Here is a 16,633-nt window from a genome sequence, read left to right as displayed (position 1 = left end):
ATAATAAATACATATAAAAATATTATATGGGATTAGTAGTAGATTTTATGAAAAATATTTTTACTCAAGAAATAGCTATAGATTTAGGAACAGCCAATACTCTTATTATGCATAATAATAAAGTTATTGTTGATTTACCATCAATAATTGCTATAGATGTAAGAACAAAAAAAGTGTTAGCTGTAGGAGAAGAAGCTAAACAAATGCAAGGAAAAACACATGAAAATATAAAGATATACAAACCATTAAAAGATGGAGTTATTGCGGATTATCAAGTAGCAGAACTTATGATAAAAGAATTTATTAAAAAAGTTCCAGGTGTTAACAATAAATTTTTTACTCCATCATTAACAATGGTTATTTGCATTCCATCTGGAATAACAGAAGTAGAAAAAAGAGCAGTTAAAGATTCAGCTCAACATCTTAATGCTAAAGAAGTATATCTTATTGAAGAACCTATGGCTGCAGCAATTGGTTCAGGTATTTCTGTAACTAAAGCGGAAGGAAATATGATAATTGATATAGGAGGTGGAACAACAGAATGTGGAGTAATAGCTTTAGGAGGAATAGTTTGTCAAAAATCTATAAAAATAGCTGGAGATGTTTTTACAAATGATATAGCATATTTTCTTCGTTCTAAATATAATCTGTATATTGGGGAGAGAACTGCAGAAAAAATAAAAATAGATATAGGAGCAGCAATGGAATCCATAGAAACTCCTCCTGAGGATATTCATATACAAGGAAGAGATCTTCCTACGGGAAAACCTAAAGAAATGAATCTTTCTTACAAAGAAACAATTCCTGCTTTAGATAAATCTATTTTACGAATAGAAGACGCTGTAATGGAGACTCTTTCTAGAACTCCACCTGAACTTGCATCAGATATTTATAAAACAGGAATATATATGGCAGGGGGGGGGTCTCTTTTAAGAGGATTGGATAAAAGAATTTCAAAAAAAACGGGACTTTCTGTTTCTTTAGTAGAAGACCCTTTGAGAGCTGTAGTTAAAGGAACAGGAGTTGCATTAAAAAATATTGATAAATTTACATTTTTAATGAGATAGAGTTAGTTGATAGATTTAGATTAATTTTATGCGTGAATTTTTTAATTTTTTTTTGAAATGGCGTTTTTTTATTTTCTTTTTTTTACTAGAATCTTCTGCTATTTTTCTTTCTTTTTCAAATTCAAGATTTCATCAAAAAATTCATACTGGTTCTTCTAACCTAATAATTGGAAAAATTTATGAAACTATTTATAAACTTCGTAGTTATTTTTTATTAGAAATAGAAAATAAAAAGCTTTTAAATGAAAATAAAAGATTACATGAGAACCAAATTTTTTCTAAATTAAGAAAAATCCCTAAAGATTTTAAAAAAGAAGATATTAATTATTTGCAACAATACACATTTACTCCAGTACAAATAATAAATAATAGTATTCATGAACAAGAAAATTATATAACAATCAATAAAGGAAGTGTAGATGGAATAAAGTCAGATATGGGAATTATATTATCTAATGGAATTGCAGGAATTATTATCAAAACTTCTCCACACTTTAGTGTGGCAATCTCTCTTTTAAATCCCAAAATTAAAGTTAATGCCAGATTAAAAAAAAATAAATATTTTGGAACTCTTAGTTGGGATGGAATAGATCATAAATATGTAATTTTATATGATATACCTAGATATTCTATTATAAGTAAAGGAGACATTATAGAAACAGATGGAAAATCGGCGACCTTTCCTGAAGGAATTCCAATTGGACATGTTCATTCTTATAAATTTGATGAAGAACATGCAAATTATATTATAAAAGTAAAACTCATGGCTAATTTTTCTACTATAGAAAATGCTTATGTTGTGAAAAATTTATTTAAAAAAGAATGGAATGATGTTCAAAAAGTTGAAAAAAAATAATGGATTTAATCAAAAGTTTTATTATTTCTGTATTTTACATTTTTTTTCTTTGTTTAATTCAAATATCAATATTAAACCCTTTACTATTATTTTTAGGATGTTATTCTTATGTATATATTCTTTTTGTATTAGTATATCCATATAATAGAAATAAATTTATATTTTTATTTCTATCTTTTTTGATAGGATGGATGATAGATTGTTGTATGAATTCTGGAGGTATTCATGCTTTTTCTTCTACTTTATCTTCTTTTTTGAGACTTAAATTTCTACAGTTTTTTGACGGAAAAAATTTTATAAACAGACATGATTTTTCTATTTATGAAATACCTTTTATTAGGAAAATACTTTATACATTTTCATTAGTTTTTATACATCATTTTTCTTTATTTACATTAGAAGTAATTAATAGTGGAATTTTTAATCGTGTTGTTTTATTTAGGACAATATTTAGCAGTATTTTTACAACAGTTTTATGTATAATATATTTTTTTTTCAAAAAAGTTAAACATTGAAAAGATTATATAAATTTTACATTTTATTAGGTTCTGTGGCTGTTATTCTTATAATCAGGCTATTCTACATACAAATATATACAGAAAAGTATATTTTAAACGCTTTTAATACTTCTATTAAACAAGAAATTATTATTCCTGAAAGAGGATCAATTTTTGATAGAAATGATAATTTACTGGTTTTTAATAAATCTATTTACGAGTTAATTGTTATTCCTATCCTTGTAGATGAACATTTTAATATTATTGAATTTTGTAATCTCGTAGGAATTGATACAAGTACTTTTTATAAGAATTTAGAAAAAGCAAAAGCTTTTTCTAAATATTTACCATCTGTTTTTTTACCCTTTATTTCAAAAGAAAAATTTGCTACTATACAAGAAAAACTTTATAAGTTTAAAGGATTTGATTGGACCAAACGTAGTCTCAGAGATTATAAAGTAGAAAGTTCAGCTAATGTTTTAGGATATATAGGAGAAGTGACTCAAAAAGATATTAAAAAGGAATCTAACTATTATCAAATGGGTGATTTTATTGGTTGGGCTGGAGTCGAGAAATCTTATGAGAAAATTTTGAGGGGAAAAAAAGGAGTAAAATATTGGTTAAGAGATAGAAAAGGATGTATTATAGGAAGTTATAATAATAGTAAAAATAACGTTAAAGCTGTAAGTGGAGATGATATTTCTTTAACTATAGATTGGAATTTACAAAATTACGTAGAACACCTTATGTATCAAAAAAAAGGGGGAATAGTTGCTATAAATCCTAAAAATGGAGAGATTTTATCATTAGTATCTAGTCCTATTAATAATCCCAATTTATTTGTAGGGATAAATCGTTCCAAAGAATTTCAAAAGCTAATGAAAAATACAATAGATAATCCTTTATTTGATAGAACTACACAAGCTCGTTATCCACCAGCATCTCCATTTAAATTACTGACTGAATTAGCAGGTCTACAAATGGGAGTGGTAGGTACTCATACCACTTTTATATGTTATAAAGGATTTAAATATGGAAGAAAAAGAATTCATTGTCATTCTGGAGTTCATGGATATCCTATAGGAGTAGAAACGGCTGTCGCTGTATCTTGTAATAATTATTTTGCACAAGTTTATAAACGTGTTATAGAAAAATATCCTAAAGATTTGACAAAAGGACTCAATGAATGGTGTGATATTGTAAAAAGTTTTGGTTTTGGTAATTACTTATATAACGATTTATCTACAGGAGAAAAGGGTATTATTCCTTCTGGAGATTATTACAATAAAAAATATGGAACAACAAAGTGGAATGCCATTACAATCATTTCCAATAGTATTGGTCAAGGAGAAATCAATGTAACTCCTATACAATTAGCAAATATGGTTTGTGCTATAGCAAATAGAGGTTTTTTTTACACTCCACATATAGTAAAACGAATTAATCACAAACCTATATCGAATCCTAATTATACTATTGCTAAATATACTAAGGTTAAAAGAAAATATTTTGATTTAATTATTAATGGAATGGAAAAAGTTTTTATTATTGGAACTGGAAGAGGTTTTAAATCTTCTGATATTAGAATGGCAGGTAAAACAGGAACGGCTCAAAATTTTATTAAAGTGAATCATAAAACAGTTTCTTTACCTGATCATTCAATTTTTATATTATTTGCTCCAATAGATGATCCTAAAATTGCTATTTCTGTTATAATAGAAAATGGAGGATTTGGATCTCGTTGGGCTGGACCTATTGCTAGTCTTATTGCAGAAAAATATATCAAGAATAATGTTAATAGAGAAAATCTTGAGAAAAAAATAATGACTTCAGGCCTGAAAAAAATATATAATTCGATCGCAAAAATGAAAAAATTAGATAATTTTTATACAAAAATTGGGAAAAAGAAATAAAATATTATTTAGAAATATAGATTGGGTTGTCGTTATCACCTATATAATTATGATTTTTTTTGGATATATGAATTTATATTCCGTTTCTCCAGAAAAAGCAGAAAAACAATTGATATGGATGTTATTGAGTTTTTTTTTCATATTTATTGTTTTTTTATTCAAACCTGTTCATTATAAGCATATAACTCCATTTTTATTTTTACTTACACTGTTTCTTTTGATTGGAGTATTTTTTTTCGGAAGAAATGTAAATGGATCAAAATCTTGGTATGTTATTGGTTTTATTAGTTTTCAACCGTCTGAATTATCTAAAATATCAACATCTTTGATGATAGCTCATATTATGAGTCAGGAAAATATAGAGAATAATAATAAAGTATTATTACATATATCTATTATATTATTATTACCTACTTTTTTAATATTTTTACAACCAGATCCTGGTTCTTCTATAGTTTTTTCTTCTTTTCTCCTTACTTTATATAGAGAAGGTTTATCTATTTTTTTTATACTTTATTTTTTATTTTGTATTTTTTTATTTATCCTTTCTTTAAACTTATCATCTTGGATTATAATTTTATTTTTGTTCATTATTCTTATTTTTTTCTTTTTTTTTAAAAAAAACCTCTCAGTAAGGGAAATATTTTTTTATATATCATTATTTATTAGTTTTTCAGTTTTTTCTATTTTTGCTCCATTTTTTTTTCAAAAATTTTTTAAACAACATCATAAAGATAGAATCAATATTTTATTCAGAAATGAATTCGATAAAAAATATCGAGATAATGTAGGGTATAATTTGTTGTATTCTAAAACAGCTATTGGTTCTGGAAAATTTTTTGGAAAAGGGTATCAAAAAGGGACTATTACAAAAGGAAAATTTGTTCCTGAACAACATACTGATTACATTTTTTGTACTGTAGGAGAAGAATGGGGGTTTATAGGAAGTATAATTTTGATTATATTTTATTTATTATTTATTAGCCGTATTTATTTTTTGTCTGAAAGACAAAAAGATGTTTTTGGAAGAATTTTTGGATATTCTGTTGGAAATATTTTATTTATTCATCTGATTATTAACTTAGGAATGGTTATGGGTCTTTTTCCTACAATAGGAATTGTTTTGCCTTTTTTTAGTTATGGAGGATCATCTCTTTGGTCTTTTACTGTTTTATTGTTTATCTTTGTAAGAATGGATGCTTCAGATCAAACTAGTTTAATCTGAACAATAATTAGGGGCTGATTTTGGATTTGACAGCAAGATTAAGGATAAAAGAAAGCATATCGTGTCACGTAAGGTATTACACGAAAATTAAGCGTTACAAAATATTAAACGGCGAAAAAGAATACGCTTTTGCTGCTTAATGTATTAAAAAATACATATAGCCTTAGTCTGCATAAACGCAGAAGTGAAATATCTCTCAGAAGTTTTTCCTTATGATTTCTGATATAGAGGTACTCAAAGATATTAAGGATAAGAAAACAGATGATTCTTAAGTTTTCTGAAAAGATATTTTGAATCTTAAGTTTTTATTCGAGCTCCAAAACTTAAATAAAAACATAAAAAATTATTTTGGATAAGTATGTAGAAATCTTTTATTCTGCTTGTTTGGACGCGGGTTCGAATCCCGCCAGCTCCACATAATATATTATATAGTTTATAATTTTGATACGGAATCAAAAAAATTGAATTTTTTATATACAGTGTATTTTCTGGAATTTTATTGGGGTTAGGATGGCCTACTGATGGATGTCCTATATATTTATTTTTTGCATTCATTCCTTTATTATATATAGAGAATTATTTAAATCGTTCTTTATTTCATATTTTATTATTTTCTTTTATTACTTTTTTAACATGGAATTCCATTTCCACATGGTGGTTATCTTATGCAAAAAGAGTAAATGGAACTTTTGCTATAGAAGCTTTTTTAATTCCTGTATTATTTAACGCTTTTTTTATGTCAATTATTTTTTCTTTTTACTCATGGATTAAAAAAAATATAAGAGATAGAAAAATAGGATATGTATTTCTTATTTGTTTATGGATTTTGTTTGAAAAAATGCATTTAGAATGGGAATTATCTTGGCCATGGCTCAATTTAGGAAATGGGTTCGCTACTCATACAGAATGGATTCAATGGTATGAATACACGGGTATTTTAGGGGGGTCTATATGGATATGGATTGTCAATATTGGATTAACAGAATCTATTTTAAAATATAAAAATGATAAAGATATTTTATCATTGTATTATAAAATACTCTTTAATATAGGAATAATTTTTTTTATGATTTTCATTTCAAATCTTATATATATAAGATATAACAATAAAGAAAATCATCAATACAAACGTACTGCAAATATATTAATTCTGCAACCTAATATAAATCCATATAATCTAAAATATCATATTTCAACGAGTAAATTAATTTCAAAATTAAAGAGATTGATTGATCAAAAAATATATAAAAAACCCATGATCATTATAGCGCCTGAAACTATGTTTACAAGAAAAATACAAATAAAAAATATAAGTAAAAATAAAATTATTTCTATATTCAAAGACTACTTAAAAAAGAAATCTCCAAACACAGTATTTATAACAGGAGTGGAGTTAGTAAACTTATATCGTGATAAAAATGAAAGTGAAACTTCCGTTCCTATTTTTTCAAAAAAAACGGGGGATATACAATGGATAGATATTTTTAATTCAATCATTCAAGTAGGAACTGATGAAAAGATTGAATTTCATCATAAATCTAAACTAGTACCAGCAGTAGAAACTTTTCCTTATAAAAAAATTTTATCTCCTATATTAGGAAATGTATTACTTAATTTTGGAGGAACAGTGATGGAACTTGGGAGAGAAGATTATCCTTCTGTTTTTCATCATCCTTATTTAGGAATAAAAATAGCTCCTATTATTTGTTATGAATCTGTTTTTGGGGAATATGTTTCTAATTTTTTTAGAAAAAAAAATGTAGAATTAATGATCATTATTACTAATGATGGATGGTGGGGGGTATCACAAGGACATAAACAACATATGTATTATGCACGTATTAGAGCAATTGAAAATAGAAAATATATAGCTAGATCTGCAAATACAGGAATCTCTTGTTTTATTGACGAAAAAGGAGATATCAAGTCATATATTCCTTATGGAAAAGAAGGCGTTTTGTATGATAAAATATACCTCAATAAAAAGAAAACTTTTTATACTAAAAATGGAGATTTTCTTTCAAGAATCTGTTTATTAACAACAATTATCATTTTATTATACACATTTTATTCATGCCAAATTTTACATAAAAATCTAATAAATTCAAATTCTAATTTTTAGATATGCATCTCCTATATGATCAATAATATCATTAGCTATAAGAGATTCGTTACTTAATTTTTCTGAAGCAATATCTCCTGCTAATCCGTGTAAATAAACTCCCATTATACATGATTCTTTTGGAGAAAAACCTTGAGATAAAAGACTCACAATAATTCCAGTAAGAACATCTCCACTACCAGATGTTGCCATACCAGGGTTTCCTGTACTATTGAAATATAAATTTCCATTAGGTGTTGAAATAACAGAATGTGCCCCTTTTAATACAATAAAAATTTTATGTTTTGTTGACATTTTTTTTAAAAGATGTAATTTTTCATAATCATTTTTCCATGGTCTGCATAATCTCTTAAATTCTTTTGGATGTGGAGTAAGAATAGTTTTCTCTTTTGGAAGAAGATCTAATAATTTTAATTTATATGATAATATATTAATACCATCTGCATCAATTACCATAGGTAATTGATTATTTTTTAATAAAAAAGATTCTAAAGCATATCTAGTTTTAGGATGAATACCCATTCCCATACCAATTCCTACTGCATTTATATTTTTATTAGAGATGGAAATATTACTAATCCAATGTTTTTCCTTATCTATATCTACAATAGATTCTGGAATAGAATTTTGTATAATATTATATCCACAAGAAGGAACATATACACTCAATTTCCCTATTCCAGTACGAAAACTAGCAATTGCAGAAAGCACAATAGACCCTATCATTCCAAAACTTCCGCCTATAATTATTCCATATCCATAATTTCCTTTATGTGAAAATTTTTTTCTTGTTTTCTTTTTATATATAGTATGAATAAATTCATTATCTATATAAAAATTTTCAGTTTTCATTTTTTCAATGAAATCATTTTTCCACCCAATATTGATCAGATGCCAATTTCCAACATAATCTTCATAATTTGGTAATAAAAAAGGTAGTTTTGGAACTTGAAAAGTTAAAGTATGAGTAGCTTTGATAATTTCTTCGAAATTATCATGATTTTTTTCCATAAAAAGTCCGGATGGAATATCTATGGATATAATTTCTTGAAATTTTATATCATTGATATAACGAAAAAAAGATCTCCAATATTGATGTATTATCCGATTAAGTCCTATACCAAAAATAGCATCAATGAGATAACTTCTCTGATCAAAAGAAGGGAATTTTTCTCCTTCATTAATCGTTTTAAGATTTATTTTATGCTGTAATATTTTATTTTTATTAATTAAAAATCCATTTGAAAAATGATTGGTTATATTAACAACATATACAGAAACTGTTGCTCCATATAAATGGAGCATATAAGACAAAGATAATCCGTCACCTCCATTATTTCCATTTCCTACTAATATTATAAACGGAATTTTTCTAATTTTAAAACATTTATTATGAATAATCCAATCGAAACAACCTTTAGCTGCTCTTTCCATTAGTTTAGTATAAGAGATTGATTCTGAATCAATGCAATGTTGATCTGCTTTTCTTATTTGATTTGAAGAAAGTATTTTCATTCTTTATAATGAATTTATTATTTTTATTATTTTTAACATTATCAATAGTTTTCTATTTTTATATCAGATTCTGACTAGTATCAGCAAATATAAAACGATTAATCTAGATGGCAGAGTATAATTTAACGCTTCCATCCATGGGTGAAAGTATAGCCGAAGCTACTATCACTCGTTGGTTGAAAAAAGAGGGAGATTCTATAAAAAAAGAAGATATTTTAGTAGAAATAGCTACGGATAAAGTAGATTCTGAAATATCTTCTCCTGTAAATGGTATATTAAAAAAGAAATTATTTTCTCCTAATGAAGTTGCTAAAGTAGGAAGTTTCATTGCTATTTTAGAAACAGAAGAAGAATTTACCTCAGAAAATATACCATCATCAATAGTAGAAAAAAATAAAAACCGTTTTTATTCTCCTCTTGTACGTTCTATTGCTAAAAAAGAAGGAATTAATTTATATGAATTGGATACAATAGAAGGAACTGGAGGAAAAGGACGTGTTACTAAAAAAGATATATTGAAATATATCCGTATTAAAAAAAATACAATTGTTATTCCTAAATATGATAATCTTATAAGTAGCAGTATAAATACTAATAAAAACGAAGAAATTATTGAAATGGATAGGATTCGTAAAATTACTGCAGAACATATGATGAATAGCAAAAATATTTCCGCTCATGTTACTTCTTTTATCGAAGCAGATGTAACAAATATAGTAAAATGGAGAGAAAAAATAAAGGATTCTTTTTATAAAAAAACAGGTGAAAAGCTAACTTTAATGTCCATTTTTGTAGAGTGTGTTGTTAAAGCTATCAAAGATCTTCCCATGATAAATATATCCGTTATTGGAACCAGTATAATAAAAAAAAAAAACATCCATATAGGATTAGCTACTGCTTTACCAGATGGTAATCTGGTTGTACCTGTAATCAAAAATGCAGATTCTTATAATTTGATGGGACTAATAAAAATTATTAATGACTTAATAAAAAGAGCCAAATCTAATCAATTAAAACCTGAAGAAACTCAAGGAGGGACTTATACTATTAGCAATATAGGTAGCTTTGGGAATCTTTTTGGTACACCAATTATACACCAACCACAAGTTGGTATTATGGCCATAGGTCTAATTCAGAAAAAATTATCTGTGATAGAAACTCCTAAAGGAGATTTAATAGGAATAAGGTATAAAACTTATTTATCTCATTCTTATGACCACCGCGTAATAGATGGCGTTCTAGGTGGATGTTTTGTTAAAAAAGTAGCTTTATATTTAGAAAAATTTAATTGTTATATAAAAATATAATATAATATTATGAAAATTAGTTTTGATGTACTCATTGAAATACCCAAAGGAAGCAGAAATAAATATGAATTTGACAAAAAAAAGAATCTAATTCGATTAGATCGAGTATTGTATTCTCCTATGACTTATCCAACAGATTATGGTTTTATTCCAAAAACTCTTTCTATGGATGGAGATCCATTAGATGTATTAGTTTTTTTAACAGAACCGACAATACCAGGTTGTTTGATAACAGTAAAGCCCATAGGAATTTTTTTTATGACAGACGAAAAAGGAGAAGACGAAAAAATTATTTGCGTTCCCATTGCGGATCCGAATTATAATACTATCAATAGTATTGATGAAATTCCTTTACATACTAAAAAAGAAATAGAACATTTTTTTACGGTATATAAAGATTTAGAAAACAAAAGAGTAAAAATAGGAAATTGGAAGGATCAAAAAGAAGCTATTTCTGTATATCAACAATCTTGTTTACGATATAAAAATCATTTAATAAGGTAAATGTAATTCTTTTAATTTTTCTTTTTCTAAAAAAGATGGAGCATCTATCATTAAATCTTTTCCATAATTGCTTTTTGGAAAAGCAATGAAATCTTTTATATTCGTATGTCTTTCTAAAAGATTAATTAATCTATCCAATCCAAAAGCTATCCCTCCATGAGGAGGAATTCCATATTCGAAAGCTTTTATAAAAAAACCAAATCTAGATTTTATTTCTTTTTTAGATAATCCTAAATGTTTAAATATTAAATTTTGTATATTTTTATTATGAATACGGATAGATCCGCTTCCAATTTCTATTCCATTTATAATCAAATCATAAGATTTAGAACGAATACCTTTTGGATTGTTTTCTAATAAATGAATATCTTCTTCTTTTGGACTAGTGAATGGATGATGTACGGATTTATATTTTTTAGATTTTTCTTCCCATTCTAATAATGGTATATCTATAATCCACAAAGGATTAAAAATTTCATATTTTTTTAAATTAAAAAAATTCGCTATTTTTAGTCGTATTTTTCCAAGTTCTTCTCTAGTTTTTATTTTTTCTCCATAAGAAAAAAATAATAAATCACCAGGTAACGCTTTAAAATATTCTATAAAAATTTTCAAAATTTTCTTACTAAGAAAATTTTGATTGGAAGAAATTAAAGTTTTATCATGTAAATATTTTATCCAAAAAAAATTTTTATTTTCTATTTTTTTCAAAAAAAAATCTATTTTTTCATGAATATTTTCATATTCATTAACTTTAATACCTACTACCAATTCTTCTTTTTTCAACCAATTAATATCTATTTTTTTAATTAAATCATTTAATTCCACAAAAGACATTCCAAAACGAGTATCAGGAGAATCTGTTCCATACATTTTGATAGCATCAGAGTAAGAAATACAAGGAAAAGAGTCTAATTCTATATTCTTAATTTTTCTAAAAATATGTTTGATAAAGTGTTCAAAAAATGCTAATACATCATGAACTTCCACAAAAGACATTTCACAATCTATTTGTGTAAATTCTATTTGTCTATCAGAACGGGAATCTTCATCCCTAAAACATTTAACAATTTGAAAATATTTATCTATTCCTCCTATCATTAACAATTGTTTAAATAATTGTGGAGATTGAGCTAATGCATAGAATTTATCAACGTGTGTTCTAGAAGGAACAATAAAACTTCTAGCTCCTTCTGGAGTATAATTGATCAATATAGGAGTTTCTACTTCTAAAAATCCATTTTTAGAAAGAAAATTACGTGTTTCTAAAGTTAAATTATGACGAATAATCAAATTATTTTTAATAGGGTTTCTTCTAATATCAAGATATCTATAAATCATTCTAATTTCTTCATTTCCATCTGTTTTATTATCTATGGTAAAAGGAGGAGATAAAGATGGATTTAATAAATTTATATGACAAACTGAAATTTCTATTTCCCCCGTAGGAATATTGAGATTTTTAGATGATCTTTCTATTACTTTTCCTTTTACTTGAATTAAACATTCTCTTCCTAAAAAAAATGCTTTTTTTACTAATTCTTTGTAAAGAATTAATTGTGTAATACCAAAATAATCTCTAATATCCAAAAAAAACAAAGATCCAAAATTTCTTATTTTTTGAATCCATCCAGACAATATCACTTCTCTTCCAATATCTTTTCGAGTTAATTCTCCACAATTATGTGTTCTATACATACATTAACTTTTTTTAAGTTCAGATAATTCTTCATAAGCTTCTACAATATCTCCAGATCTAAGATTTTGATAATTTTTAATTCCTAATCCACATTCATATCCTTTTAAAACTTCTTTCACGTCTTCTTTAAACCGTTTCAGGGAAGTAAATTCTCCATTATGAATGACAATTCCTTCTCTAATTAACCTTACCTTTGACTGACGTAATAACTTTCCTTCTACAACCATACATCCAGCTATAGTTCCCATTTTTGGGATTTTAAATATTTCTCTAATTTCAGCATTTCCTAATATTTTTTCTCTAATTTCGGGAGATAACATTCCATCCATGGCTTCTTGAATATCATTAGTTACATCATATATAATGGAATATGTACGTATTTCTATATTTTCTTTTTTCGCTATATTTTTAGCTCCTAAATTAGGACGAACGTTAAATCCTATGATAATAGCATCTGAAGCACTTGCTAATAAAACATCAGATTCCGTAATCTGACCAACTCCTTTATAAATAATATTGATCATAATAGTATCTGTGGATAATTTTTGAAGAGCATCAGCAATAGCTTCAACTGATCCATCTACATCTCCTTTAATAATAATTTTCAATTCTTTAAAATCACCTAATGCTATACGTCTTCCTATTTCATCTAATGTAAGATGTTTTTGAGCTCGTATATTTTGTTCTCTTTGTAATTGTTCTCTTCTAGAGGCTAATTGTTTTGCTTCTTTTTCATCTTTAAATACTTTAAACTTATCTCCTGCAGTAGGAGCTCCATTTAAACCTAATATAGTAATAGGTTTAGATGGACCTGATGAAGAAATAGATTTTCCTCGTTCATCTAAAATGCTCTTTACCTTTCCATGATGACTTCCTGCTAAAACATAATCTCCTATTTTTAATGTTCCTCCTTGTATAAGTAAAGTTGCAATATATCCTCTTCCTTTATCTAAAGAAGCTTCAATAACTGTTCCTATAGCAGGTTTATTTGGATTGGCTTTTAAATTTAATGATTTGGAAACTAAAATAACTTTCTCTAATAGTTTTTCTATTCCCGATCCTAATTTTGCTGATATTTCTTGAGTAGGATATTTTCCACCCCATTCTTTTACTAATAAATTTAAATTAGCTAATTGTTCTCTAATTTTATCTGAATTCGCATTAGATTTATCCATTTTATTGAAAACAAAAAGAATAGGTACGTTAGCTGCTTGAGCATGACTAATTGCTTCTTTAGTTTGTGTCATTACCTGATCGTCAGCCGCTATTACTATAATAGCAATATCTGTTATTTGTGCTCCTCTTGCTCGCATAGCAGTAAATGCCTCATGACCTGGAGTGTCTAAAAAAGTAATACTCTGATTATTAGAACATTCTACACTATAGGCAGCTATATGTTGAGTAATCCCACCTGCTTCACCTGCAATAACATTAGTATTTCTAATATAATCTAACAAAGATGTTTTTCCATGATCAACATGTCCCATCACAGTAATAATAGGAGGTCTAGTTTCTAAATGTTCTTCTAAATCTTTTTCATCTTGAATAGCCTCTTCTATATCAAGTCCAACAAATTTTACATTAAATCCAAATTCATCTGCAACTAAAGTTAATACTTCTGCATCTAATCTTTGATTCATAGTCACCATAATCCCTAGAGACATACAAGACATAATAACGTCAGTTGCATTAACTTTCATCATAGATGCTAATTCATTGACTGTAGTAAATTCAGCTAGTTTAAGAATTTTTTCTTCTTTTTTATTTTCTATTTCATTTTCAATAAGTTTTTTTTCTTTCTTAGACTGACGTTTTTCTTTTCTAATTTTTGAAGCTTTAGACTTCATACCTTTGGATGATAACTTTTCTAAAGTTTCTTTAATTTGTTTTTTTATTTGTTCATCAGTAATTACTGATTTTTGTGTCTCTTTTTTGTTCTTTGATTTATTTGACTTATCTATTTTGTTAACATTAGAATGTTGTTTTTTAAAATAATTAAAAGAAGATTTTTTTTCTTTGTTTTGTTTTTTTTCTACAGTAGAAACATTTTTTATTTCTTCAATGAAAATTTCTTTTTTAATTCTTTTTCGTTTTTTCTTAATTTCTGATTTTGTTCTTTTTTTCTCGAATTGAGATAGATCAATCCTGTCTCCTGTTAACATAACTCCATCTAATTTTTGATAGATAGTATCAATATGTTCAGGTTTATTATTATTTTTTAACTTATTCTCTATTTTTTTTTCTTGATGTAAATTATTTTTTTTTTCTTCTTTAATTCCATATTTGTTTTCTAATATATCTATTTTTCCTATTTTTTTCAATTCAACTAATTTATCTGATGTTTTACGTATAATTTGATTATTCCGAATATTTTTTGATTTTAATAATTCTTCTTTTATTTTTTCTTTTTCCATCTTTTTTTGCAAAAAAATTTTTTCTGATGCATCATGTATTTCCTTGTAAGTTTGAAATTCTCTAACAAGAGACCTGTATACTTGTTCTTCTATTTTTGCATTAGGATTATTTTCTATTTTAATGCCTTTTTTTTGTAAAAAACTAATTACTCTTTGTAAGGAAATATTAAATTTCGTTAATACTGTTTTTAATCTGATTTTATCAGTCATAAATATAAAATATATTAAGAACAAAAATAAAAATATTAGAAAGAAAAAAACTATGTGTTTATATTTAATTCTTCTTCAAACTCTTTTCTTAATATGGTAAATACTTTATTTATAGTTTTTTCTTCAAGATTGGTACGTATTTTCAAATTGTTTTTACTGTAGTTTAAAACAGATTTTGCAGTATTTAAACCTATTTTATGTAATTTTTCTATAACTTCTGATTCTATCTCATCAGAAAATTCCGTCAATTCTACATCATCCTCATAAGGAGAATCTCTAAATATATGAATTTTATATCCTGTTAACTGACTAGCTAATTTTATATTTTGCCCCCCCTTTCCAATTGCCTTTGATATCTCCTCAATTTTTACATATACATTTACATACTTATTTTCTTCATTTATTTCCATCATGGAAACTTTAGCAGGACTTAAAGATCGTGTTATATATAATTCTATATTAGAAGTATAATTGATAACATCTATATTTTCATTTTTTAATTCTCTAACAATAGGATGAATTCGAGAACCTTTCATTCCTACACAGGCTCCCACTGGGTCTATACGATCATCATAAGATTCTACAGCTACTTTCGCTTTTTCTCCTGGAATACGTGCTACTTTTTTAACTGTAATTAAACCATCAGAAACCTCTGGAATTTCTAATTTAAAAAGTTCTTCTAAAAAAGATTCGTCTTTTCTAGTGAGAATAGCAAAAGGTTTATTATCTTTCCAATCTACTCGTTTCACTAAAACTCTAACTGGATCTCCTTTTCTAAAAAAGTCATTTGGAATTTGTTCTTGTTTAGGTAAAACCATTTCGTTTTGTTCATCATCTCTCATAATTATTTGTTTAGGTAAAATATGATAGACTTCTACATTAATGATTTCTCCTATTTTATTTTTAAATTTTTTGTAAATATTGGTATTATCATATTCGTTAATTTTAGACAATAAATTTTGTCTTAAAGATAAAATAGCTCTTCGTCCTAGAGATTGTAATTCTACTTTTTCGGTCACTTCTTCACCAATTTCAAAATCAGGTTCTATTTTTCTAGCTATAGATATTTCTATTTCTTTATTTATATCTTTTATTTTTCCATCTTTTACTACAATGCGGTTTCTCCATATCTCTAGATCACCTTGATCTGGATTTACAATGATATCGTAATTTTTTGATGATTCATATTTTTTTCTTAAAACACACCGTATAGATTCCTCTAAAATAGCCATAAGGCTAACCCTATCTATATTTTTTTCATATTTAAAATTTGAAAAAGAATCTATTAAAGCTTCATTATCCAT

Annotated in this window: 12 protein-coding genes and 1 other RNA gene; 9 read left to right on the top strand and 4 right to left on the bottom strand. The window is 26.2% G+C overall.

Going from position 1 to position 16,633, the window contains the following annotated elements; all coding sequences use genetic code 11:
- Positions 1–26 precede the first annotated feature (26 nt).
- The 7 genes from H0H44_RS00065 to lnt all read left to right on the top strand — a co-directional run bounded on the left by H0H44_RS00065 (position 27) and on the right by lnt (position 7,680).
- Positions 27–1,067, top strand: a complete 1,041-nt coding sequence (locus tag H0H44_RS00065) for a rod shape-determining protein (RefSeq protein WP_185871658.1) — start codon at positions 27–29, stop codon at positions 1,065–1,067.
- Between the two features lie 28 nt (positions 1,068–1,095).
- Positions 1,096–1,923, top strand: coding sequence for a rod shape-determining protein MreC (gene mreC, locus H0H44_RS00060; protein ID WP_185871657.1), 828 nt, complete (start codon positions 1,096–1,098; stop codon positions 1,921–1,923).
- Positions 1,923–2,438 carry a hypothetical protein gene (locus H0H44_RS00055; RefSeq protein WP_185871656.1) on the top strand — a complete coding sequence of 172 codons (516 nt, stop codon included), beginning with the start codon at positions 1,923–1,925 and terminating at the stop codon, positions 2,436–2,438. Before mreC ends, H0H44_RS00055 begins: the two co-directional genes overlap by 1 nt.
- A complete protein-coding gene (gene mrdA / locus H0H44_RS00050) occupies positions 2,435–4,333 on the top strand; it encodes a penicillin-binding protein 2 (RefSeq protein WP_185871655.1) in 1,899 nt (632 codons plus the stop codon). Before H0H44_RS00055 ends, mrdA begins: the two co-directional genes overlap by 4 nt.
- The gene (gene rodA, locus H0H44_RS00045; protein WP_185871654.1) at positions 4,317–5,558 is read left to right on the top strand and encodes a rod shape-determining protein RodA; all 1,242 of its coding nucleotides are present in this window, start codon (positions 4,317–4,319) and stop codon (positions 5,556–5,558) included. The genes mrdA and rodA overlap by 17 nt, the downstream gene beginning before the upstream one ends.
- Positions 5,559–5,568: 10 nt before the next feature.
- Positions 5,569–5,976, top strand: a transfer-messenger RNA (tmRNA) gene (ssrA, locus tag H0H44_RS00040).
- An 81-nt stretch (positions 5,977–6,057) separates the two neighbouring features.
- Positions 6,058–7,680: an apolipoprotein N-acyltransferase gene (lnt, locus tag H0H44_RS00035; protein ID WP_238786135.1), complete on the top strand. Its 1,623-nt coding sequence runs from the start codon at positions 6,058–6,060 to the stop codon at positions 7,678–7,680.
- Here the strand turns inward: lnt and H0H44_RS00030 are convergent.
- A complete protein-coding gene (locus H0H44_RS00030) occupies positions 7,663–9,195 on the bottom strand; it encodes an NAD(P)H-hydrate dehydratase (RefSeq protein WP_185871653.1) in 1,533 nt (510 codons plus the stop codon). The genes lnt and H0H44_RS00030 overlap by 18 nt on opposite strands.
- Before the next feature lie 107 nt (positions 9,196–9,302).
- Between H0H44_RS00030 and H0H44_RS00025 the strand changes: the two genes are divergently transcribed.
- The gene (locus H0H44_RS00025; protein ID WP_185871652.1) at positions 9,303–10,502 is read left to right on the top strand and encodes a dihydrolipoamide acetyltransferase family protein; all 1,200 of its coding nucleotides are present in this window, start codon (positions 9,303–9,305) and stop codon (positions 10,500–10,502) included.
- A gap of 9 nt (positions 10,503–10,511) precedes the next feature.
- On the top strand, positions 10,512–11,006 hold the full coding sequence (locus H0H44_RS00020) for an inorganic diphosphatase (protein ID WP_185871651.1): 495 nt from the start codon (positions 10,512–10,514) through the stop codon (positions 11,004–11,006).
- Here H0H44_RS00020 and aspS read toward each other — a convergent pair.
- From aspS to nusA, 3 genes are read right to left on the bottom strand one after another with little or no spacing between them, the layout of a single operon-like run.
- Positions 10,995–12,704: an aspartate--tRNA ligase gene (gene aspS / locus H0H44_RS00015; RefSeq protein WP_185871650.1), complete on the bottom strand. Its 1,710-nt coding sequence runs from the start codon at positions 12,702–12,704 to the stop codon at positions 10,995–10,997. The two genes, H0H44_RS00020 and aspS, sit on opposite strands and share 12 nt — an antisense overlap.
- Positions 12,705–12,707: 3 nt before the next feature.
- Entirely contained in the window at positions 12,708–15,329 is a 2,622-nt protein-coding gene (gene infB, locus H0H44_RS00010) for a translation initiation factor IF-2 (RefSeq protein ID WP_185871649.1), read from the bottom strand.
- A 50-nt stretch (positions 15,330–15,379) separates the two neighbouring features.
- The gene (gene nusA, locus H0H44_RS00005) at positions 15,380–16,633 is read right to left on the bottom strand and encodes a transcription termination factor NusA (RefSeq protein ID WP_185871648.1); all 1,254 of its coding nucleotides are present in this window, start codon (positions 16,631–16,633) and stop codon (positions 15,380–15,382) included.

Source organism: Blattabacterium cuenoti (assembly GCF_014252115.1).
GTDB lineage: Bacteria > Bacteroidota > Bacteroidia > Flavobacteriales > Blattabacteriaceae > Blattabacterium > Blattabacterium cuenoti_AK.
This window is presented reverse-complemented; position numbering and strand designations above follow the sequence as displayed.